The sequence below is a fragment of the Cupriavidus sp. CER-90 genome (assembly GCF_057652055.1).
Genome location: NZ_JBYGYM010000002.1, coordinates 796,846 through 816,991, shown reverse-complemented (window position 1 = coordinate 816,991; position 20,146 = coordinate 796,846). Strand labels below are relative to the sequence as shown.

At 67.8% G+C, this 20,146-nt stretch carries 18 protein-coding genes and 1 tRNA gene; 6 read left to right on the top strand and 13 right to left on the bottom strand.

What is annotated here, in order from left to right:
* Positions 1–3: 3 nt before the first annotated feature.
* The 9 genes from AC24R4_RS14255 to AC24R4_RS14215 form a co-directional block, all read right to left on the bottom strand.
* Positions 4–624 carry a hypothetical protein gene (locus AC24R4_RS14255; RefSeq protein ID WP_153946587.1) on the bottom strand — a complete coding sequence of 207 codons (621 nt, stop codon included), beginning with the start codon at positions 622–624 and terminating at the stop codon, positions 4–6.
* Positions 621–1,574: a glycine--tRNA ligase subunit alpha gene (gene glyQ / locus AC24R4_RS14250; RefSeq protein ID WP_153946588.1), complete on the bottom strand. Its 954-nt coding sequence runs from the start codon at positions 1,572–1,574 to the stop codon at positions 621–623. The genes AC24R4_RS14255 and glyQ overlap by 4 nt, the downstream gene beginning before the upstream one ends.
* Positions 1,575–2,037: 463 nt before the next feature.
* Positions 2,038–3,558: an apolipoprotein N-acyltransferase gene (gene lnt, locus AC24R4_RS14245; protein WP_487523958.1), complete on the bottom strand. Its 1,521-nt coding sequence runs from the start codon at positions 3,556–3,558 to the stop codon at positions 2,038–2,040.
* Positions 3,559–3,674: 116 nt separating this feature from the next.
* A complete protein-coding gene (locus tag AC24R4_RS14240) occupies positions 3,675–4,562 on the bottom strand; it encodes a CorC family transporter (protein ID WP_153946590.1) in 888 nt (295 codons plus the stop codon).
* 111 nt (positions 4,563–4,673) lie between these two features.
* Positions 4,674–5,426, bottom strand: a complete 753-nt coding sequence (ybeY, locus tag AC24R4_RS14235) for an rRNA maturation RNase YbeY (protein WP_400395168.1) — start codon at positions 5,424–5,426, stop codon at positions 4,674–4,676.
* A gap of 2 nt (positions 5,427–5,428) precedes the next feature.
* The gene (locus AC24R4_RS14230) at positions 5,429–6,427 is read right to left on the bottom strand and encodes a PhoH family protein (protein WP_153946592.1); all 999 of its coding nucleotides are present in this window, start codon (positions 6,425–6,427) and stop codon (positions 5,429–5,431) included.
* Positions 6,428–6,433: 6 nt separating this feature from the next.
* The gene (gene miaB / locus AC24R4_RS14225) at positions 6,434–7,786 is read right to left on the bottom strand and encodes a tRNA (N6-isopentenyl adenosine(37)-C2)-methylthiotransferase MiaB (RefSeq protein ID WP_400395170.1); all 1,353 of its coding nucleotides are present in this window, start codon (positions 7,784–7,786) and stop codon (positions 6,434–6,436) included.
* A gap of 61 nt (positions 7,787–7,847) precedes the next feature.
* Entirely contained in the window at positions 7,848–8,273 is a 426-nt protein-coding gene (locus AC24R4_RS14220) for a hypothetical protein (RefSeq protein WP_487523292.1), read from the bottom strand.
* A gap of 160 nt (positions 8,274–8,433) precedes the next feature.
* The gene (locus AC24R4_RS14215; protein ID WP_400395934.1) at positions 8,434–10,122 is read right to left on the bottom strand and encodes a ClcB-like voltage-gated chloride channel protein; all 1,689 of its coding nucleotides are present in this window, start codon (positions 10,120–10,122) and stop codon (positions 8,434–8,436) included.
* Between the two features lie 249 nt (positions 10,123–10,371).
* On the opposite strand from AC24R4_RS14215, the gene AC24R4_RS14210 reads away from it, so the two are divergent.
* The gene (locus tag AC24R4_RS14210; RefSeq protein ID WP_487523291.1) at positions 10,372–11,967 is read left to right on the top strand and encodes a DEAD/DEAH box helicase; all 1,596 of its coding nucleotides are present in this window, start codon (positions 10,372–10,374) and stop codon (positions 11,965–11,967) included.
* Positions 11,968–11,979: 12 nt separating this feature from the next.
* Positions 11,980–13,029, top strand: coding sequence for a serine/threonine protein kinase (locus tag AC24R4_RS14205; RefSeq protein WP_400397508.1), 1,050 nt, complete (start codon positions 11,980–11,982; stop codon positions 13,027–13,029).
* A gap of 46 nt (positions 13,030–13,075) precedes the next feature.
* On the opposite strand, the gene AC24R4_RS14200 is transcribed toward AC24R4_RS14205, so the two are convergent.
* On the bottom strand, positions 13,076–13,525 hold the full coding sequence (locus AC24R4_RS14200; RefSeq protein ID WP_487523957.1) for a universal stress protein: 450 nt from the start codon (positions 13,523–13,525) through the stop codon (positions 13,076–13,078).
* 103 nt (positions 13,526–13,628) lie between these two features.
* Complete coding sequence (locus tag AC24R4_RS14195; RefSeq protein WP_487523290.1) at positions 13,629–13,775, bottom strand: hypothetical protein; 147 nt, start codon at positions 13,773–13,775, stop codon at positions 13,629–13,631.
* 79 nt (positions 13,776–13,854) lie between these two features.
* On the opposite strand from AC24R4_RS14195, the gene AC24R4_RS14190 reads away from it, so the two are divergent.
* Positions 13,855–14,541, top strand: coding sequence for a LuxR C-terminal-related transcriptional regulator (locus AC24R4_RS14190; protein WP_487523289.1), 687 nt, complete (start codon positions 13,855–13,857; stop codon positions 14,539–14,541).
* 16 nt (positions 14,542–14,557) lie between these two features.
* On the opposite strand, the gene AC24R4_RS14185 is transcribed toward AC24R4_RS14190, so the two are convergent.
* Positions 14,558–15,478: a LysR substrate-binding domain-containing protein gene (locus AC24R4_RS14185; RefSeq protein ID WP_487523288.1), complete on the bottom strand. Its 921-nt coding sequence runs from the start codon at positions 15,476–15,478 to the stop codon at positions 14,558–14,560.
* Between the two features lie 112 nt (positions 15,479–15,590).
* Between AC24R4_RS14185 and AC24R4_RS14180 the strand changes: the two genes are divergently transcribed.
* From AC24R4_RS14180 to panP, 3 genes are all read left to right on the top strand, one after another.
* The gene (locus AC24R4_RS14180) at positions 15,591–16,607 is read left to right on the top strand and encodes a Bug family tripartite tricarboxylate transporter substrate binding protein (protein ID WP_487523287.1); all 1,017 of its coding nucleotides are present in this window, start codon (positions 15,591–15,593) and stop codon (positions 16,605–16,607) included.
* Positions 16,608–16,621: 14 nt separating this feature from the next.
* Positions 16,622–18,055: an N-acyl-D-amino-acid deacylase family protein gene (locus AC24R4_RS14175; RefSeq protein ID WP_487523286.1), complete on the top strand. Its 1,434-nt coding sequence runs from the start codon at positions 16,622–16,624 to the stop codon at positions 18,053–18,055.
* Positions 18,056–18,232: 177 nt separating this feature from the next.
* Positions 18,233–19,828: a pyridoxal-dependent aspartate 1-decarboxylase PanP gene (gene panP / locus AC24R4_RS14170; RefSeq protein WP_400395591.1), complete on the top strand. Its 1,596-nt coding sequence runs from the start codon at positions 18,233–18,235 to the stop codon at positions 19,826–19,828.
* Positions 19,829–19,954: 126 nt separating this feature from the next.
* Here the strand turns inward: panP and AC24R4_RS14165 are convergent.
* A tRNA-Met gene (locus tag AC24R4_RS14165) sits at positions 19,955–20,031 on the bottom strand.
* Positions 20,032–20,146: the final 115 nt, after the last annotated feature.

Below are 20,146 nucleotides of genomic sequence, written 5' to 3'. Positions count from 1 at the left end.
GCGTCAGCAGCGCGGCGCGAGATTGGGTTCCACGCCAGACAGCAGCCACAGGCCGTTCTGCTGGCGGAATTGCAGCGTGGTGTAGGCGCATTGCGCGGCCACGCCGGAAGCGCCGCGGGTGCCCGCGGCCGGGAAGCGTGCGTCGATGCGATGGGAACGGCGGTCGTAGCGGATCTCGTCGATGCGCCCCCCCACCCAGAAATCGATCTTCGCGGGCAGCTGCGCGGCGGAATAGTACGTCCGCACCGTGCGGCGCGAGCGCCCGGCGTTGTCTTCCCATTCGACCCACTGCAGCGGGTAGCGGATGGCGCTCTCGTAGGCGCGCAGCGGCACGCGGTGCCAGCCGAGGTCGCGCGACCCGGACAGGTCGCACGAGAACGAGCGCACCAGCTGCGCCCACTGGTCGATCGACGACAGCGACGGCCGCCAGTGCCGCGTGATGGCCTGCTGCAGCGCCTGGCTGTCCGCCTCGCAGATATTGGCCAGGTCAGCCGGCAGGTACAGGGCCTGCGGCGCCGGCGCGGGCGACGTCCGCGCGGCGGCAAGCGCGCTGCCGGCGGGCGACAGCGCGACCGGCACGGCAAAAGCCAGCAGTGCCAGCGCGCCGCGCACGCGGGCCGTCATGCGCGGGCCCCGTTGTTGCACATCGGGAAGCCCAGCGCCTCGCGCGAATCGTAATAGGCCTGCGCCACCATGCGCGACAGGTTGCGGATGCGGCCGATATAGGCGGCGCGCTCGGTCACCGAGATGGCGCCGCGCGCATCGAGCAGGTTGAACGTGTGGGCGGCCTTCAGCACCTGTTCGTACGCAGGCAGCGCCAGGCGGGTGTCGGTCAGCTTCGGCGTGCCGTCTTCGTTCTTCTCGCCGGCATCGCCCATCAGGCGGCGCGCTTCGCCCTCGTGCTCGGCAAAGTGGCGGAACAGGATCTCGGTGTTGCTGTGCTCGAAGTTGTAGGTGGACTGCTCCACCTCGTTCTGATGGTAGACGTCGCCATAGGTCAGGCGGCGCGTCACGCCGTTCTCCTCCCACTCGGTCCACACCAGGTCGTAGACGTTTTCCACCTTCTGCAGGTACATCGCCAGGCGTTCGATGCCGTAGGTGATTTCGCCGGTGATCGGCTTGCAGTCGATGCCGCCCACCTGCTGGAAGTACGTGAACTGGGTCACTTCCATGCCGTTGAGCCAGACTTCCCAGCCCAGGCCCCAGGCGCCCAGCGTCGGATTTTCCCAATCGTCCTCGACGAAGCGGATGTCGTTCTGCTTCAGGTCCAGGCCCAGCGCCTCCAGCGAGCCCAGGTAGAGCTCCAGGATGTTTTCCGGCGCGGGCTTCAGCACCACCTGGTACTGGTAGTAATGCTGCAGGCGGTTCGGGTTTTCGCCGTAGCGGCCGTCCTTGGGCCGGCGCGACGGCTGCACGTAGGCGGCGCGCCACGGCTCGGGGCCGATCGCGCGCAGGAACGTATGCACGTGCGATGTACCGGCGCCGACCTCCAGATCGATCGGTTGCAGCAATGCGCAACCCTGCCGGTCCCAGTAGGCCTGCAGGGTCAGAATCATTTGTTGGAAGGTCAGCATAGGAAGACGAAATGAAAAGCTGGCGGCAAGTGCGCGAAGCGTCTCGCGCCGGGTTTGCCAAACCTTGGATTCTATCGGGTTTTTGGGCTGTCTCAGCCGGGTTGGCGCAGGAAAACGGTGCCGCAGGGCACGAATCGTGCATGCGGGGGGTGTCGGCTTGGCGCAACGGGTCGGGTAAATCCTGACACGGGTTTCAGAACTGTCCGATAGGTGCCGATACCGTTTTTGTATACAGTTAAAGCACGCGGTCACCGAATCAAAAACCAGATGGCCGCCAGGCCGGATTGCCGGGCCCGGGCCAGAAGCATCAGCTTTGGGCCGGGGCAGCCGATAACGCGATGCGGGCTCGAAACAACAACTTTAGGGGATTGGTCATGTCACTGCTGTCTCGCAAACCTTATATCGTCGCCATCGCCGTGATGGTGGCCGCCGCCGCCGTGTCGATGGCCGGCGCGCTGGTCGGTTAATCCGGCAACCGGCGCCGCCCCCGCAGCGCCAGCCACAACACGAGCACGCTGCCGGCCAGTGCCGGCACGTTGCCCCAGCGGATATACGGCGTCAGGCCTTGCGTGCCCTGCACGTCCGCCGTCAGCGTACCCACTTCGAACGTCGGCAGCTTCGCCTGCACCGTCCCGTCCGGCCGCACCACGGCTGTCATGCCGGTATTGGTGGCGCGCAGCATCGGCCGGCGCATTTCCAGGGCCCGCATGCGCGAGATCTGCAGATGCTGGTCCAGCGCGATGGTGTCGCCAAACCAGGCCAGGTTGGTCACATTGGCCAGCAGGTTGGCGGGCGTGGCCTGCTGCCGCAGCGTGGCGGCGATTTCCTCGCCAAACAGATCCTCGTAGCAGATATTGGGTGCCACATGGATGCCGCGCACCGGTACCGCCGGCTGATCCAGCGTGCCCCGCCGGAAGTCGCCCAGCGGCATCTTCATCATGTTGACGAACCAGTGGAAGCCGTACGGGATGAATTCCCCGAACGGCACCAGATGGTGCTTGTTGTACCGGTAAAGTGCCTCCAGCTCCGGCCCGATGGCGAACACGCTGTTGGTGAAGTCGACGGGCGAATCGGCGCCCGCCGCACCGAACACCACGGTGGTGCCGGTCGTCTCCATATAGGTGCGCACATCCCTGGCGATATCCACGGGCAGGTCCTGCAGGATCACCGGGAATGCGGTTTCTGGCGTAACGACGAGGTCCGCCGGCGCCGCCGTCATCATGTCGCGGTACAGCTCCAGCGAACGCTGGATGCCCACCGGCTCGAACTTGATGTCCTGCGCCACGTTGCCTTGCAACAGCCGCACGCTGACGGGCTTGCCGATCGGGGTGGTGTACGCCACCGGCACCAGTGCCAGGCCGCCGCCCAGCGTGGCGGCCACCAGCCCGGCGGACCAGCCGGCGATGCGCGTGGCGCCCGGTTCGCCACGGCGCAGCGCGGCGCGTACGGCGGCCACCAGCAACGCCGATGTCGCCGCCGCCAGGAACGTGATGCCGTAGACGCCAAGCAGCGGCGCAAAGCCCGACAGCGGGCCGTTGGTATGGGGATAGCCGCTACCGAGCCACGGGAAGCCCGTGAAGAGCACGCCGCGCAGCCATTCCGACAGCGCCCAGGCCGCGCCGAAGGCCAGCGCGGTCAGGACGCCGCCACGGCCGCGGGCCGTCAGCCAGTGCCAGACGCCGGCGGCCAGCGCCGGCCATAGCGACAGGTACGCGCCGAACAGCACCACGGCCAGCGCGGCCATCCACGCCGGCATCTCGCCGTAGACGTGCATGCTGATATAGAGCCACCAGATCCCGGACAGGAACCAGCCCATGCCGAATGCGTATGCCGTGGCGGCCGCCGCACGCGGGCGGCCCGCATCGGCAACCAGTGCCACCAGCCCGGCCAGCGACAGGATCTGCAGCCACCACCAGTCATGGGGCGCAAATGCCTGCGTATGGGCCACGCCCAGCGCGGCGGCGATCAGCAGCCGGAACAGCATGCCCTGGCGCGATGCGCTGCGGGCGCCAGCGGGCGCGGAGGAAGGGGAAGATGGACCGGCGCCGATCAGCGGATCGGCGCGACGGGTGCCCACGGCGTCGGGCGTGCCGGCGCGCTTCATGCGTCGGCCACGCCGTTGGTGTCGGCCGGAGCCTCGCGGTGTACCTGCAGCAGATGCACCTGGCGCGCGTCGGCGCGCAACACTTCAAAGCGGATCGGCGGCAAGGTGATGACCTCGCCGCGATGCGGGACATGGCCCACGTGGTTGGTCAGCAGGCCGCCCACCGTATCGACGTCTTCGTTCGGGAAGGCCGTGCCGAATGCCTCGTTGAACTGTTCGATCTCGGTCAGGCCACGTACGCGCCAGGCGCCGTCCGCGGTTGGCAGGATCATGTCCTGGTCTTCGTCCAGATCGAACTCGTCCTCGATGTCGCCGACGATCTGCTCCAGCACGTCTTCGATCGTGACCAGCCCGGCCACGCCGCCGTACTCGTCGACAACGATCGCAATATGGTTGCGATTGATCCGGAATTCGCGCAGCAGGATGTTCAGGCGCTTGGACTCCGGAATGAACACGGCCGGGCGCAGCGTTTCGCGCAGGTCGAAATTCTCGTCGGTGTAGTAGCGCAGCAGATCCTTGGCCAGCAGGATGCCGATGATGTTGTCACGATTGCCCTCGTACACCGGAAAGCGCGAGTGCGCCGTCTGCTGCATGTAGGGGATGAACGCTTCTGGCGTATCCGCGATGTTGACCGCATCCATCTGGGCACGGGGCACCATGATGTCGCGCGCCGTCAGCTCCGACACCTGGAACACACCCTCGATCATCGAGAGGGAGTCGGCGTCGATCAGGTTGCGCTCATGCGCGTCCTGCAGCACTTCCAGCAGTTCGGCGCGGGTGTCCGGCTCGGGGGAGATGAAATCCGAAAGGCGTTCGAGGAGGGATCGGGGCCGATCCGGCTGCCTGTAGCTGGCAGGCTTCGAACTGGGATAGGGGTCGTTCATGTCGCGGCTAGCGCGTGGTGGAGATCGTCTGAAGCATACACTAAAAGGCTTGCAGCCCCGTGACGGCCGGATTGCAATGGCGCCGGCGTCACGGGACGCAGCCCTTTGTGCCTATTCGCGCACCGGCTGGTACGGGTCGCTGAAGCCCAGCGCCTGCAGCGTTTCGGTTTCGATGGCCTCCATTTCCTCGGCCTCGGCGTCGTCCTCGTGCTCGTAGCCCTGCGCGTGCAGCACGCCGTGGACGATCAAATGTGCATAGTGCGCCTCCAGCGGCTTCTTCTGCTGCGTTGCCTCGGCCTCCACCACCGGGCAGCACAGCACGATGTCGCCGGTCACGGGGTCGTCGGCGCCCTCGGCATAGGCAAATGTCAGGACGTTGGTCGCGTAGTCCTTGCCCCGGTACGTGCGGTTCAGCGCGCGGCCTTCTTCCTCGTCCACGAAGCGGATGGTCAGCGCGGCATCGTCATACAGGGCCGACTTCACGCATTTTTCGATCTGCTTGCGGGACGGTACGCCGGGGCGCCTGCGCGTGCCGTCGCCGAACTGGATGTCGAGCTCCACCTCGGCCGGCGTGGCCGGCGTGCCCGTGGTGGTCACGATCGGCGTGGCCGTCACGGCCACCGACAGCGCGTCGCCGTTGTCGGGGCGCACCAGCAGGCCGGCCTGCTGGCGGGTGTCGGTGTGCTCGGCCAGCAGCGCCACCACGCCGTCATGGGCCTGCGACAGGTCGAGCGTCAGGCTGCGGCCGTCGGCCAGCTGGATGCGCAGCGCGTGCGCCGATGCCTTGCGGGCGCGGCCGTCGGCATCGAACAGGACAACGCGCGTGGCGTCGGGCGTCTTGGTTGCGGGAGACTTCTTGGTCAAGTTCAGGCGTCCTTGTGCTGGGCGTGGTATTCGTCGTAGGCATCGACGATGCGCGCCACCAGCGGATGGCGCACCACGTCGATGCTGGAAAAGCGGGTAAAAGCGACGCCGCGCACCTCGCGCAGCACGTGCTGCGCCTCCACCAGGCCGCTCTTCTGGCCGCGCGGCAGGTCGATCTGCGTGGTGTCGCCGGTGATCACGGCCTTGGAGCCGAAGCCGATCCGCGTCAGGAACATCTTCATCTGTTCCGGCGTGGTGTTCTGGGCCTCGTCCAGGATGATGAAGGCGTGGTTCAGCGTGCGGCCGCGCATGTAGGCCAGCGGCGCGATCTCGATCATCTGGCGCTCGAACATCTTCTGCGTGCGATCGAAGCCGAGCAGGTCGTACAGCGCGTCGTACAGCGGGCGCAGGTACGGATCGACCTTCTGGGCCAGGTCGCCGGGCAGGAAGCCAAGCCGTTCGCCGGCCTCCACGGCCGGACGCGTCAGCACGATGCGCTTGACCGCATCGCGTTCCAGCGCATCGACGGCGCAGGCCACGGCCAGGTAGGTCTTGCCGGTACCGGCCGGCCCGATGCCCAGCGTCAGGTCGTGCGACAGGACGTTGCGCAGGTATTCGCGCTGCATGGCCGTGCGGCCCTGCAGCCCGGCACGCCGCGTGTGCAGCACCGGCGAATCGTCTTCGAGATCGGGCGATCCGGCGTCGTCGCCGTTGCCGGGCAGGTAGGCGCCATGCGCGGCGATCTGGCGCGCCTCGACCAGCCCAAGCTGCACGTCGTCGATCGACAGCGTCACCTTGGCGTTGTTGTAGAAGCGCTCCAGCGCCAGCGCGGCGTCCTGCGCGCGCTCGCCCCGCACGGTCATGCGGTGGCCGCGACGCTGGATCGTCACGTCCAGCGCCTGTTCGATCTGGCGCAGGTTTTCATCCAGCGGCCCGCACAGGTTCTGCAGGCGCGTGTTGTCGTCCTTGGGGGCGACGAATTCTGCTGTCGGAATCTTCATAAAGGCTTATTGGCGCACAACGATTTCGCCGCGCAGCGAGTGCGGGAACGCCTGCGTGATGCTGACGTCCACCATCTGGCCGACCATGCGGTCGCGCTGCGCCTGGGGGATGCCCGGCAGGGCGAAGTTGACCACCCGGTTGTTCTCGGTGCGGCCATGCAGTTCGGTCGGGTCCTTGCGGGCCGGCCCCTCCACCAGGATGCGCTGCACCGTGCCGACCATGCCCTGGCTGATCCGCACCACATTTTCTTCAATTGCGGCTTGCAGGATCTGCAGGCGGCGCAGCTTCACGTCATGCGGCGTGTCGTCATGCAGGTTCGCGGCCGGCGTGCCGGGGCGCGGGCTGAAGATGAACGAGAACGACGTGTCGTAGCCGATGTCGTGCACCATGGCCATCAGCTTGTCGAAGTCGGCATCGGTTTCGCCGGGGAAGCCGACGATGAAGTCCGACGACATCGACATGTCCGGGCGGATCGTGCGCAAGCGGCGGATGATGCTCTTGTACTCGAGCACGCTGTAGCCGCGCTTCATCGCCATCAGCACGCGGTCCGATGCATGCTGCACGGGCAGGTGCAGATGGTTCACCAGCTTGTCGCACCGTTCGTACAGTTCCACCAGGCGCGAGGTGAATTCCTTCGGATGGCTGGTGGTGTAGCGGATGCGTTCGATGCCGGGAATCTCGGCCACGTATTCGATCAGCAGCGCGAAGTCGGCGATCTCGCTGGTGCCGCCCATCGTGCCGCGGTAGGCGTTCACGTTCTGGCCCAGCAGCGTGACCTCGCGCACGCCCTGGTCGGCCAGGCCGGCCACTTCGGCCAGCACGTCCTCGAACGGCCGCGACACTTCCTCGCCGCGCGTGTACGGCACCACGCAGTAGCTGCAGTACTTCGAGCAGCCTTCCATGATCGACACGAAGGCGCTCGGGCCATCCACGCGCGCCGGGGGCAGGTGGTCGAACTTCTCGATCTCCGGGAACGAAATATCGACCTGCGACAGGCCGGTGGACTGGCGGCGGTTGATCAGGTCGGGCAGGCGGTGCAGCGTCTGCGGGCCGAACACGACGTCCACGTACGGGGCGCGCGACACGATCGCCGCGCCTTCCTGGCTGGCCACGCAGCCGCCCACGCCGATCACCAGGTCGGGCTTGGCGGCCTTCAGCGCCTTCATGCGGCCCAGTTCGGAGAACACCTTCTCCTGGGCCTTCTCGCGGATCGAGCAGGTGTTGAACAGGATCACGTCGGCGTCTTCGACGTTGTCCGTGGGCTCCATGCCCTGCGTGGCGTTCAGCACGTCCACCATCTTGTCCGAGTCGTACTCGTTCATCTGGCAGCCGTACGTTTTGACAAATACCTTCTTCATGGTGCCGGTCTCAGTGGTTTACCTGGGGGCATCAGGGCACAACAGGTCGATTCTTAAAGGGTCAGTGCGCGGCCTTCCAGGCCTTCACTTCCGCGTCGGTCAGTACCCATGCGGTCAGCAGCTGGCCATAGAGGTCGAGCTTGTAGCGCACGTTGAGCGTCTTGCCCGCCACCGCATTCGGATTGACCAGCACGGTGTCGGCGCTGAAGATCCGCAATCCGGGGGCCACGCCATGGGCCTTGCCATCGAGCTTTGCCTGCAGCGGGTCGGTGGCCGCCGGCCGCGCCAGCTCCAGGCGCGCCATCGGGGCGTCGGCCGGTATCACGCGCACGGGGGCGCCGGCCACCGCAAGGTTCGCCACCTGGGTCGTGACCTGGCCAGTGGGCTGGTTTGTGGTCTGGGCGGTCTGCGCCATGGCAGGGACGGCGGACAACAGCAGCACGGCGGCGCACGCGATGTGCGACGAACGCGACAACGGCTTCAGCATGAGGGCTCCCGACAAGAAATACACCGATCGTTCTTGGAATACCGCCGGCGCCGGACGCCATCACGCTTGCAGCCATCGCGCAGGCAGGGTAACCCGCGATTTTACCCGTTTGCGCCGTGGCCGGGGGAACCGCACGGCCGGCACTTGTGGCGTAGCCGCCTCAGAACAGGCAGGATGCCTCCTGCAGCACACGCTGCTTGGACACGGTGCCCATCAGTTCACGGCTGACGGCATCGCGCACCAGGGGAATGCGGTTGATGCCGTGCTCGGAGAAGATGGCCAGCGCGTCGCGCAGCCGGGAGTCCGGGGTCAGGGACGGAAACGCCAGATCGCCCAGGGACAGCAGCGTGGCATCGGGCGCCTCGCGCTGGGCGCGCTGGACGGCATGGATCGAGATCGCACCCAGCAGCGTGCCGGCCGCGTTCACCAGATACAGATAGCGCGTGCCGGTCTCGGCGAACTTGTCGGCCGCCTGGGCCACCGTGGCGGTGGGGTCGATCACGGTGCTGGTCGGATCACACAGCCCGGCCAGCCGCAGGCCGCGCGCGCGTTCCGCGGCCGCCGAGGCCTGCGCGCGCTCCACCACCACGCTGTAGAGCGACAGCGTCTGGCAGCGCGACGCCGTGTAGTACGCCGCCACCGCGCCGATCATCAGCGGCAGCAGCAGCGTGGGTGCCAGCGTCATCTCGAAGACCATCAGGATCGACATCAGCGGTGCCTGGCTGGTGGCCGACAGGAAGGCCGTCATGCCGACCAGCGGCAGCACCGGCGTGGACGTGCCGCCCGGAATGCCCAGCGCCACGAGCTGGCCCAGGGCCGCGCCCACGAACATCGATGGCGTGAACACGCCGCCCACGGCGCCCGAGCCCATGCTGACCACGGTTGCCAGCAGCTTGGCCAGCAGCACGCCCCAGACCGCCACCGACAGCGGTTCGTTGCGCAGGATGGTCTGGATCGTGTAGTAGCCGTTGCCCACCACTTCGGGCACCACGATGGCCAGCAGCCCGACCAGCAGGCCGCCCAGCGCCAGGCGCGCCACCGGGCCGCCGGGCACGTGCCGGAATCCGTTGCGGGCCAGCGTGTTGGCGCGCAGGAAGACCGCGCCCGACACCCCGGCGATCAGGCCGATGCCGGCGGCGGCCAGCAGCAGGTGCGGTTGCTGGAGCAGGTCGGGGCCGATATGCAGGCCCGAGTAGAGCGGTTCGAGCCCGCCGTGCCACTGGCTGACCATGGTGCCGGCCACCGACGCCAACAGCAGCGGCATCAGGCGCTGCACGGCCAGGGCGCCAAACACGACTTCGGCCACGAATACCGCGGCCGACAAGGGCGTGTGATAGGCGGTGGCCAGGCCGGCCGCCGCGCCGCACGCGGTCAGCATGCGGCGCATGTTGCTGTCGCCGGTGGCCTGGTCGGCGCGCCCGGACGGGAAGATCGATCCGGCCAGCGCGGCCAGCTGGATCATCGCGCCTTCCTTGCCCACCGAGCTGCCGGAGACGATCGAGCAGAACGACGACAGCGCACGCAGCAGCGTGATGCGTACCGGCAGCCGGCCCGTGCCGCGCGCCACGGCTTCCATGTATTCGCTGGGCAGGGTCTCGTTGCGGGCATAGTGGCGTGCCGCCACCAGCAGCGCGCCGGCCAGGGCGCCCCCCATCACCGGGATCACGACCCGCCACGCCAGGGCCAGCCCCGCGAAGATCAGCACGATGTCGGCGTCCTTGCCAAACATGACCAGGCCGCTGGCCTCCAGCGCGTCCTTGAACAGCGTGGTCACGATGCCGGCCAGCAGCCCGACGGGGATGGCCGCAAAGAGCGTGACTTCCTGGTCTTCGAGGAAACGGAACCGCATGGCGATGGGGAAGGGCGAGGGACGGGGGCGCGCCGGCACCGGGTGGCCGTCATGATAGCGCAGCGCCACCTGGCGCCGACAAGCGGCGCGCCGCTTTCCACAGACTGGTACACTACGGGCCTTTCCAGCCCGGGAACGGGGGCAATCGACCCATCCCGCCGGCCCTGACCCTCAGGTACGGTTCTCTACCCGAGCTGCCCCACGATTGGCGCACATCTGCTGCGCAACGGGCAGCCGAAGCGTCATTTCATGTCTTTTTCCGATCTTGGCTTGTCCGACAAGCTGGTGCGTGCCGTGGCCGAACAGGGCTACACCACGCCGACCCCGATTCAGGCGCAAGCCATTCCCGCAATTCTGAAAGGTGGCGATCTGCTCGCCGGCGCCCAGACCGGCACCGGCAAGACCGCCGGCTTCACCCTGCCGATGCTGCAGCTGCTTGCCGAAGGCGCGGCGCACCACCCCGCGCCGCGCGGCGGCCGCCCGCAGGTCCGCGCCCTGGTGCTGACCCCCACGCGTGAACTGGCCGCCCAGGTCGAGGAAAGCGTGCGCAACTACGGCAAGTACCTGAAGCTGCGCTCGATGGTGATGTTCGGCGGCGTCGGCATCAATCCGCAGATCGACGCGCTCAAGCGTGGCGTGGACATCGTGGTGGCCACGCCGGGCCGCCTGCTCGATCACGTGTCCCAGCGCACCATCGACCTGTCCCACGTGGAACTGCTGGTGCTCGATGAAGCCGACCGCATGCTCGACATGGGCTTCATCCACGACATCCGCAAGATCCTGAACGTGCTGCCGGCCAAGCGGCAGAACCTGCTGTTCTCGGCCACGTTCTCGGACGATATCCGCGCGCTGGCCGACCGCCTGCTGAACAATCCCGCGTCGATCGAGGTGGCCCGCCGCAACACCACGGCCGAAACCGTGGCGCAGCGCGTATTCCCCGTGGACCGTGACCGCAAGCGCGAACTGCTGGCCCATCTGGTGCGCCAGCACGACTGGCACCAGGTGCTGGTCTTCACGCGTACCAAGCACGGCGCCAACCGCCTGGCGGAACAACTGACCAAGGACGGCCTGTCCGCGCTGGCCATCCACGGCAACAAGAGCCAGTCGGCCCGCACCCGCGCGCTGACCGAGTTCAAGGCCGGCACGCTGCGCCTGCTGGTGGCCACCGACATCGCCGCGCGCGGCATCGATATCGACCAGCTGCCGCACGTGGTGAACTTCGACCTGCCCAATGTGCCCGAGGACTACGTGCACCGGATCGGCCGCACGGGCCGCGCGGGTGCCGAGGGCGAGGCGATCTCGCTGGTCTGCGTCGACGAGCATGGCCTGCTGCGCGATATCGAGCGCCTGATCAAGCGCCAGATCGAACAGGTGACGCTGCCCGGGTTTGAAGTGGACCCGAGCATTGCCGCCGAGCCGATCCAGAAGGGCCGCCAGCAACGTGGCGGCGCGCAGCAGGGCCGGGGCGGCCAGCCGCGCGGCAACGGCGGCGGCAATGCCAATGGCGGCGAGCGCCGCGCCCCGCGTGCCCCGCAAGGGCCGCGCCAGGAATCGGCGGGTCAGCCAGGCCAGCCACGCCAGCCGCGTGCCGCACAGGGCGCGCAGCCGGCACGTGGCGAAGGCCGCAACGGCAATGGCAATGGCAACGGTGCAGGCAATGGCGCCGCCAAGCCGGCCGGGCCGCGTCCCCAGCAGGCTCGCGCGCCACAGCCACCGCGCCCGCAGCAGGCTCGCCCCCAGCAATCGCGTCCTGCACAGGATGCCGTGGCTGCGGCACCGGCCCGCAATCGCCGTCCGGCGCCGCAGGCCGCGCTGCTTGGCGGCAGCCGCAAGCCCGCTCCCTGATCGGACCCAACCATGGCCAACCCGGATAACCCGCTGTCAGACGACGATGTCCCCTACGCGGGGCTGACGCCCGAGTGCATCCTCGATGCGCTGGAGGCGGCGGGCTTCTATCCGGATGGCCGTCTGCTGGCCCTGAACAGCTACGAGAATCGCGTCTGGCAGGCCGGCATCGAGGATGCCTCGCCCGTGGTGGTCAAGTTCTACCGGCCTGGCCGGTGGAGCGACGCGGCCATCCTCGAAGAACATGCCTTTGTGCAGCAGCTGGCCGATGCGGAGATTCCCGCCGTGCCGGCGCTGCCGCTGCCGATGGGCGACGCGTCGGCCAGCACGCTGCGGGCGCACGCGGGCTTCCGCTTTGCCGTGTTTGCGCGCTGCGGCGGCCGCGAGCCGCCGCTGGACCAGGCCGCCACGCGCACCTGGCTGGGCCGCTTCATCGGCCGCATTCATGCCTGTGGCGCGGCCACGGCCTACCAGGCACGGCCGGCGCTCGATATCGACACGTTCGGCGTGGCCCCGCGCGACTATCTGCTCGATCACGACTGCATTCCCGCCGATCTGCTGGCGCCGTGGCGCGCGGCCGTGGACCTGGCGCTCGATGCGGTGCGCCGCTGCTACGAGCGGGCGGGCGACGTGCGCCTGCTGCGCCTGCATGGCGATTGCCATCGCGGCAATGTGCTGTGGATCGACGAAGCCGATGCGCGCGGCCGGGGCACGCCCGGGCCGCACTTCGTCGACTTCGACGACAGCCGCATGGGCCCGGCGGTGCAGGACATCTGGATGCTGCTGGAAGGCGATCGCGCGGCGATGCAGGACCAGCTGGCCGACATCGTGGCCGGCTACGAGGACTTTGCCGATTTCGATACGCGCGAGCTGTGGCTGGTCGAGGCGCTGCGCACGCTGCGCCTGCTGCACTACAGCGCCTGGCTGGCCAGCCGCTGGCGCGATCCCGCGTTCCCGGCCGCGTTTCCGTGGTTCGGCACGGCGCGCTATTGGGAGGATCGCATCCTGGAACTGCGCGAACAGATCGCGCTGATGGACGAACCGCCGCTCTGGGCGGTCTGATCCATCCGCATCGGCCCTTCCTGACCCCCCAGGGCCGATCGTCGGGTCAAGCCTGCGGCTTGACCTTTTCCTCCGCCTTCACCATCACCACCGGGCAAGTGGCCTGCGCCAGAACGCGGCCGGCGACCGACCCGAGCACGGCGTCGAAGAACGACCCGCGCCCGTGGGTGCCCATGACGATGGCGCTGGCATTCACCGCCTTGGCATGGCCCAGGATCTTCTCGGGCGGATAGCCATGCAGCGCGTGGCGCTCGAACGGGATCTTCGCGGCTTCCAGGATGGCGCAGACCGGTGTCATGGCCTTGTCGCTGGCCTCGTTGTGCCACGCGTCGATGGTTTCCTTGCTGACGAAGGCACGCACCTGGCCCGTGACATCGGGCGACACGTGAATCACGTGCACCGTGAAGCCGGCCTGCAGCAGCTTGCCATCGGCCAGAAAGCGTGCGGCGGCGTCGCTGAAGGCGGAACCGTCGGTGGCAAGCACGATAGTGGACATCGGGGGCATGGCATCTCCTTGGTTGAAACGCTACGGGCGCACGGCTGGCGCGACGTGATCATCATGGCACGTGGACCGTGCTCACACCGTAACGTAGATCAAATCAGCCCGTAATTTTTAAGGATTTCACGATTGTCATCTGCGTGGCGATGTGATCCCGCGTGTCGTCGACACGCGCGCTTCGGCCCGCTCGTGGACGCAACTGCTCAACACCTGAAATTTCCGTAAGAAAACCCAGAAGTTTCAGCATGCATTTTCAGCCCGTTCTGCCGCAGGCGAGGCGCAGGAACGCCTAAGCTGCCCGCTGTTCGCTTTCACGGAGACCTGGCATGCCCAACGCAATCGTTATTGATCCGCATATCGCCGTTCGCAAGACTGTCTGCAACATCCTCGAGACCGTCTCCGGCTTCGAGGAAGTCCGCGTGGCCGCCGGCGGCGCCCCCGGCCTGCTGGCGCTGCGCGACCGCCCGGCCGATCTGGTCGTCATGGATTTGCAGCTCGACGACCTGCCCGGCGACGCCGTGCTCGAGGAAGTGGTGTCGACCTGGCCGCTCACATGCGTGCTGGTGCTGTCGGCGCAGCGGCGCGCCGCGGAGCGTGCATTACTGGGCGGCGCCCACGGATTTATCGACAAGGGCGCCGGGCTGGAAGGGCTGGCCGACGCCGTGCGCGCGCTGATGAGCGGTTACGCGGCGTTTCCGCTGAAGTCGTTGCCGACCTTCCGCCGCGCGGCGGCCAACCCGGCGGACCCGAAGGCCCTGCTGAGCCGCCGCGAGCTGACCGTGCTGCGTCTGCTGGCCGTGGGCCATTCCAACAAGGCGATTTCGGATGTGCTGGAGATCAGCAACAAGACCGTCAGTTCGCACAAGGCCAGCATCATGGACAAGCTGGGGCTGGGCTCGCTGATCGATCTGGCGGAATTTGCGCGCGTGCATCGGCTCCTGCCCATGGAGGGCGAGCCGGTGCCCCGCGTGCCCAAGCCGCGCGTCAGGCGGGGCGACGCCGCGGCGTGCTAGGCGTCGCCCGCGTACGCTAGTCCTTCACGCCGACGACGTCCGCGCGCCGGGCCATCAGCCATTCGCGCAGCACCTTAACGGCCGGCACGTCGGCGCGGTCCGGGCGGCGAATCAGGTAGTAGCCGCGCCGCGACGGCACGGACGCCTGATTGAGCTGCACCACACGCCCCTCGCGCAGGCTGTCGGCGACGGCATAGTCGGGCACCAAGGCGGCACCGAGCCCGGCTTCGGCGGCCTTGAGCGCGAACGTGACGAGGTTGTACTGCGTGCCCGGCGGCAACGGCAGGGCGATGCTGGCGTCGAGATCGCGCAGGTAGCTGGCCCACGCGCTGGGCGCGGTCGTGTGGTGAAGCAGCGGCAGCGCGGCGATGCGGCTGGCCGGCAGCGGCAGCCGGCCGGGGACCAGCTCGCGCGCCGCCACGGGCAGGCTGCGCACGCCGTGCAGCAGATCGGCGCTGTCGTCGTCGAGGCCGTCCTCGGCATAGACAATGGCGGCGTCCAGCCCCGCGTCGCGCAACGATACCGCCCCGATGTGGTTGGCCACGTGGATGCGGATTTCGGGATGCGTCGCCGCGAAGCCGCACAGGCGCGGCATGACCCATAGCAGCCCGAATGTGTTCGGCACCGAGAAGCGCACCTCGCGCATCCGCTGGGCTGCGCCCGAGGCGGCCACCGTTGCCGCTTCCAGCTGATCCAGCAGCGGCCGGATGCGCGCCAGGTAGCCGGCGCCTTCGTCGCTCAGCGCCAGCCGGGCGTTGTTGCGCGCGAACAGCGTCGTGCCCAGAAAGCTCTCGAGATCGAGCAGCTGCTTGCTGACCGCGCCCTGGCTCAGGCCCAGTTCGTCGGCGGCGGCTGTCACGCTGCCGCGACGCGCAATGGTCTCGAACGTGTTCAGGTTGACCACGGAGGGGATATGACGTCTGGCGGGATGCTTCATGTCATCAAAAAAAGGAATGGCCGCTTGCCGAAACTTCGATATACAGCCGCGCGGCGCCGGGCGCAACATAGCGCGTTCCCATTGAGATTGCACGCTTGCCGCGAGGTTACCGATGACGATACCCCAGAGACGCAAAGCCATTGAAATTCTTAAAACCGGTGCCGTGATCACGGGGATGATGGCCGGGCTGCTGGGCCCATGTGCCGCCGGCACCGCCCAGGCCGCGGAATGGCCGGCCGGCAAGCCGCTCACGCTGATCGTGCCGGCGGCGGCGGGCAGCACGCCCGACCAGTCGAGCCGCAAGCTGGCGCAGTACCTGGGCGACAAGCTCGGCACATCGGTGGTGGTGGACAACCGGCCCGGCGCGGCAGGCAGCATCGCCATGCAGACGCTGGTGCGCAGCCGGCCGGACGGCTACACCATCGGCTTCGGCAATATCGTGACGATGGCGATCAACCGCAGCCTGCTGGCGCGCCCCGGCTATGACCCGGACAAGGACCTGGCGCCGGTCTGCGCGACCACGACCGTCCCGAACATCCTGGCCGTGAGCCCCGGCCTGCCGGTGCGAAATCTGAGGGAACTGATCGACTACGCGCGCAAGAATCCGGGCCGGCTGACGATGGGCTCGGGCGGCAACGGCACCACCAGCCATCTGAGCGGCGAAATGCTCAAGGACCAGGCGCACATCGCGTTTCGCCATATTCCATACCGTGGCGCGCCGCAGGCACAGATCGACGTCATCAGCGGCCAGGTCGACTTCATGTTCGACAACGTGCCGTCCATCATCGCCGCCGTGCAGGGCAACAAGCTCCGCGCCATCGCGGTGACCAGCAAGGCGCGGCTGCCGGTGCTGCCCAATGTGCCGACGATGGAGGAATCCGGCCTGCCCGGCTTCGAGGTCAATGCCTGGGGTGGCATCGTGGCGCCCGCCGGCACGCCCCGGCCCGTGGTGGAGCGGCTGAACCGCGAGATCAATGCCTACCTGCAGCTGCCGGCGACGCGCAAGGAAGCCGAACAGAACGGATCGGTGGTGGTGGGCGGCTCGCCCGAGGCCTTCGCCCAGATGATCGGCAAGGAAAGCCGCAAATGGGGCGACCTGATCCGCAAGACCGATATCAAGCTCGACTGAGAGGGGAGACCAGCATGTTCGATGTGATACTGCGCGGCGGCGACGTGATCGACGGCACCGGCGCGGCGCGCTACCGTGCCGACGTGGCCATCGAGGGTGGCCGTATCGTGTTCATTGGCGATGCCACGGGCCAGCGCGCCGTCCGCGAGATCGACGCGGCCGGCATGGTCGTGGCGCCGGGCTTTATCGACAGTCACGCGCACGACGACCGCGCCGTTCTGGAGTCGCCGGGCATGGCGCCGAAGATCTCGCAGGGCGTGACGACTGTCGTGAACGGCAACTGCGGCATCAGCCTGGCGCCATACAGGCAGAGCGGCGGCGACCCGCCGCTGCCGCTGCGCACGGTCGATCCTCCATGGCGATTTGCCGAGTTCGGCCAGTATCTCGACGCGCTCGACGCCACGCCGGCCGCCGTCAACGTGGCATCGCTGGTGGGCCATACGGCGTTGCGCGCGGTGCATCAGGCCGATCTCGACCGGCCTGCCACGGGCGCCGAGGTCGAAGCCATGCGCCAGGCGGCCAACGCCGCGCTGGAGCAGGGGGCGATCGGCCTGTCCACGGGCACCTTCTACCCGCCGGCGGCGTCCGCGCCGGCCGAGGAGATCATCGGCGTGGGGCGCGACCTGAAGCGGTTCGGCGGCGTGTATGCCACGCACATGCGCACCGAGGGCGACGGCGTGATCGAGGCCATCGAGGAGTCGGCCCGGATTGCGCGGGCCATCGACGTCAAGCTTGTGATCTCGCACCACAAGGTCATCGGCAAGCCCAACTTCGGCCGCACCCGCGAAACGCTGGCACGCATCGGCGAACTGGGCCGTGCGCAGAAGATCTGCCTGGACTGCTACCCGTACACGGCCTCGTCGTCGCTGCTGCGCCGCGAACGGCTGGCCATCAGCGACGAGATCCTGATTACCTATTCGCAGTCCGAGCCCAGGAGCGCCGGCCGCAAGCTGTCCGACCTGGCGCAGGAATGGCAGTGCTCGCGCGCCGAGGCGCTGGACCGCGTGATGCCCGGCATGGGCATGTATTTCTTCATGGATGAAGGCGATGTCCAGCGCGTGCTGGCGTATCCCGACACGATGATCGGGTCCGACGGGATTCCGTCCGACGACTACCCGCATCCACGCCTGTGGGGCACCTTCACGCGCCTGCTGGGCCACTACAGCCGCGATCTCGGCCTGCTGACGCTGGAGCAGACGGTCCACAAGATGACCGGCATGACCGCGCACGCCTTCGGGCTGGCAGGACGCGGCGAGATCCGGGAGGGCTATGCGGCCGACGTCACCGTGTTCGATCCGAAGACCGTCAAGGATGTGGCCAGCTACCTCGACCCACAGCAGCCGTCGGCCGGCATCGCGCACGTGTTCGTGAACGGGCAGGCCGTGTGGGAGCACGGGGCGGCGACCGGCGCGCGGCCGGGCCGCAGCCTGCGGCGCGCGGCGCGCTGACGCCCGCGGGGTGGGCATTGGCCGGTTCCCTGTACGGTCTGGCCCGGCCCTGGCGGGCCCTTATCCGGCATAATCCCAGCCACACCGCGCCGCATCCGGGGCGGCACGGTATTGACTGGGCTTTTGCAAATGAACGCGCCGAAGACGGAGACGTCAGACAACTCGCACGAACGCCAATTGGACGACGACTGTCCGCTGCACTGGTTCGACGCGGACCGGGGCGCGTTCGAAGATCTCGAGCGACGCATCGCCGAGCATCCCGCCGACTTTTTCGCCAGCCAGGATTTCGATCCGGTTGGCGCGTGCGCCACGCGCGAGGCGCAGTTTTCCTCGGTAGACCTGCCCGAAGATCCGACCGCGCCGCAGGTGCACGCCGACCATCTGTTGCACGATGTGTTCCGCCACGTGATGCCGGTGGCGTCGCCGCGCTTCATCGGCCATATGACGTCGTCGCTGCCGTCGTTCATGCCGTCGCTGGCCAAGATCGTGGCGGCGCTGAACCAGAACGTCGTGAAGCTGGAAACCTCCGGCGCGCTCACCGGTCTGGAACGCCAGGTCATCGGCATGCTGCACAAGCTGGTCTTCGCGCGCGATGGCGGCTTCTACGCGCAGTGGCTGCACAACCCCGAGCATTCGCTTGGCGCGTTCTGCGCGGGCGGCACCACGGCCAACCTGGCGGCGCTCTGGGCCAGCCGCAACAACGTGCTGCGCGCACGCGACGGCTTCCCGGGCATCCACAGTGCGGGCCTGATGGCGGCGCTGCGCCACTACGGCTACGATGGGTTGGCGATCGTGGTGTCCGAGCGTGGCCACTATTCGCTGCGCAAGGCCGCCGACGTGCTGGGGATCGGCCGCGACAACCTGGTGCCGGTGGCGGTCGATGGCGATGGCCGCATGCGGATCGACAAGCTCCGCGAAACGCTCGCGGACCTGAAGGCGCGCAATGTCCGCACGATGGCCCTTGTCGGCATCGCCGGATCGACCGAGACCGGCGCCGTGGATCCGCTGGACGCGATGGCCGACGTGGCGCAGGAAGCTGGCTGCCACTTCCACGTCGATGCCGCCTGGGGCGGCGCCACCTTGCTGTCCGAGCGCGAACGCGGGCGTTTTGCCGGCATCGAACGGGCCGATTCCGTGGTGATCGACGCGCACAAGCAGTTCTACGTGCCGATGGGCGCCGGCATGGTGCTGTTCCGCGATCCGGCCTGGACGCAGGAGATCATCCAGCACGCGAACTACATCGTGCGCAAGGGTTCAGTCGACCTGGGTCGCCATACGCTGGAAGGCTCGCGCGGTGCGGCGGCCGTGATGCTCTATGCCAACCTGCACCTGCTGGGACGCAAGGGCCTGGCCAGGCTGATCGACACCGGCATCGACAACGCGAAGTTCTTTGCCGGATTGATCGCGCAGCAGCCCGATTTCGAACTCGACAGCCGGCCACAGCTTTGCATCCTGACCTACCGCTACGTGCCCCAGGCCGTGCGCGCGGCGCTGCTGTCGGCGTCAACCCCGGCGCAGACGCGCGAGCAGATCCAGCAGGCGCTGGACGCGCTGACCATCAGCATTCAGGAGATGCAGCGCGACGCCGGGCGGTCGTTCGTGTCGCGCACGCAGCTGACATCGTCGCAATGGGGCGGCAGGGCCATCGCGGTATTCCGCGTGGTGCTGGCCAACCCCGATACGACGCACGACATCCTGCGCGGCGTACTGGCCGAACAGCGCACGCTGGCCGCGCAGAGCCCGATGCTGGCGCCGTTGATGGCGCTGGTCTGATCCTCGGGGCAACCGCCGCTACGGCTGGCCCGGATACGTTGCGATGGCCCGGGCCCGGCGGCGGGCCGTTGCAGCCCCAAAGCAAAAAGCCGCAATCCCATGAGAGATTGCGGCTTTTCAAATAGATGGTGGCGAATCAGGGATTCGAACCCCGGACCTGCGGATTATGATTCCGTCGCTCTAACCGACTGAGCTAATTCGCCAACGAAGATCGAAATTATACCTTCGGTTTTCGGCCTGTCAACACCTTTGTGACAATTTTCTGCAAGCTTCGGCGGTCGCCCAAAAAAATGGCAGACCCGAGGGTCTGCCTGGAAG

Bases quoted from the DNA above. Each gene is read 5' to 3' on its own strand.
- AC24R4_RS14200 (WP_487523957.1), bottom strand. From the start codon at position 13,525: ATGTCCACTATCGTGCTTGCCACCGACGGTTCCGCCTTCAGCGACGCC.
- AC24R4_RS14205 (WP_400397508.1), top strand. From the start codon at position 11,980: ATGGCCAACCCGGATAACCCGCTGTCAGACGACGATGTCCCCTACGCG.
- AC24R4_RS14240 (WP_153946590.1), bottom strand. From the start codon at position 4,562: ATGAACGACCCCTATCCCAGTTCGAAGCCTGCCAGCTACAGGCAGCCG.
- AC24R4_RS14190 (WP_487523289.1), top strand. From the start codon at position 13,855: ATGCCCAACGCAATCGTTATTGATCCGCATATCGCCGTTCGCAAGACT.
- glyQ (WP_153946588.1), bottom strand. From the start codon at position 1,574: ATGCTGACCTTCCAACAAATGATTCTGACCCTGCAGGCCTACTGGGAC.
- AC24R4_RS14180 (WP_487523287.1), top strand. From the start codon at position 15,591: ATGACGATACCCCAGAGACGCAAAGCCATTGAAATTCTTAAAACCGGT.
- AC24R4_RS14185 (WP_487523288.1), bottom strand. From the start codon at position 15,478: ATGAAGCATCCCGCCAGACGTCATATCCCCTCCGTGGTCAACCTGAAC.
- AC24R4_RS14255 (WP_153946587.1), bottom strand. From the start codon at position 624: ATGACGGCCCGCGTGCGCGGCGCGCTGGCACTGCTGGCTTTTGCCGTG.
- AC24R4_RS14220 (WP_487523292.1), bottom strand. From the start codon at position 8,273: ATGCTGAAGCCGTTGTCGCGTTCGTCGCACATCGCGTGCGCCGCCGTG.
- AC24R4_RS14210 (WP_487523291.1), top strand. From the start codon at position 10,372: ATGTCTTTTTCCGATCTTGGCTTGTCCGACAAGCTGGTGCGTGCCGTG.
- AC24R4_RS14215 (WP_400395934.1), bottom strand. From the start codon at position 10,122: ATGCGGTTCCGTTTCCTCGAAGACCAGGAAGTCACGCTCTTTGCGGCC.
- AC24R4_RS14230 (WP_153946592.1), bottom strand. From the start codon at position 6,427: ATGAAGATTCCGACAGCAGAATTCGTCGCCCCCAAGGACGACAACACG.
- miaB (WP_400395170.1), bottom strand. From the start codon at position 7,786: ATGAAGAAGGTATTTGTCAAAACGTACGGCTGCCAGATGAACGAGTAC.
- AC24R4_RS14175 (WP_487523286.1), top strand. From the start codon at position 16,622: ATGTTCGATGTGATACTGCGCGGCGGCGACGTGATCGACGGCACCGGC.
- AC24R4_RS14195 (WP_487523290.1), bottom strand. From the start codon at position 13,775: ATGCTGAAACTTCTGGGTTTTCTTACGGAAATTTCAGGTGTTGAGCAG.
- lnt (WP_487523958.1), bottom strand. From the start codon at position 3,558: ATGCTGTTCCGGCTGCTGATCGCCGCCGCGCTGGGCGTGGCCCATACG.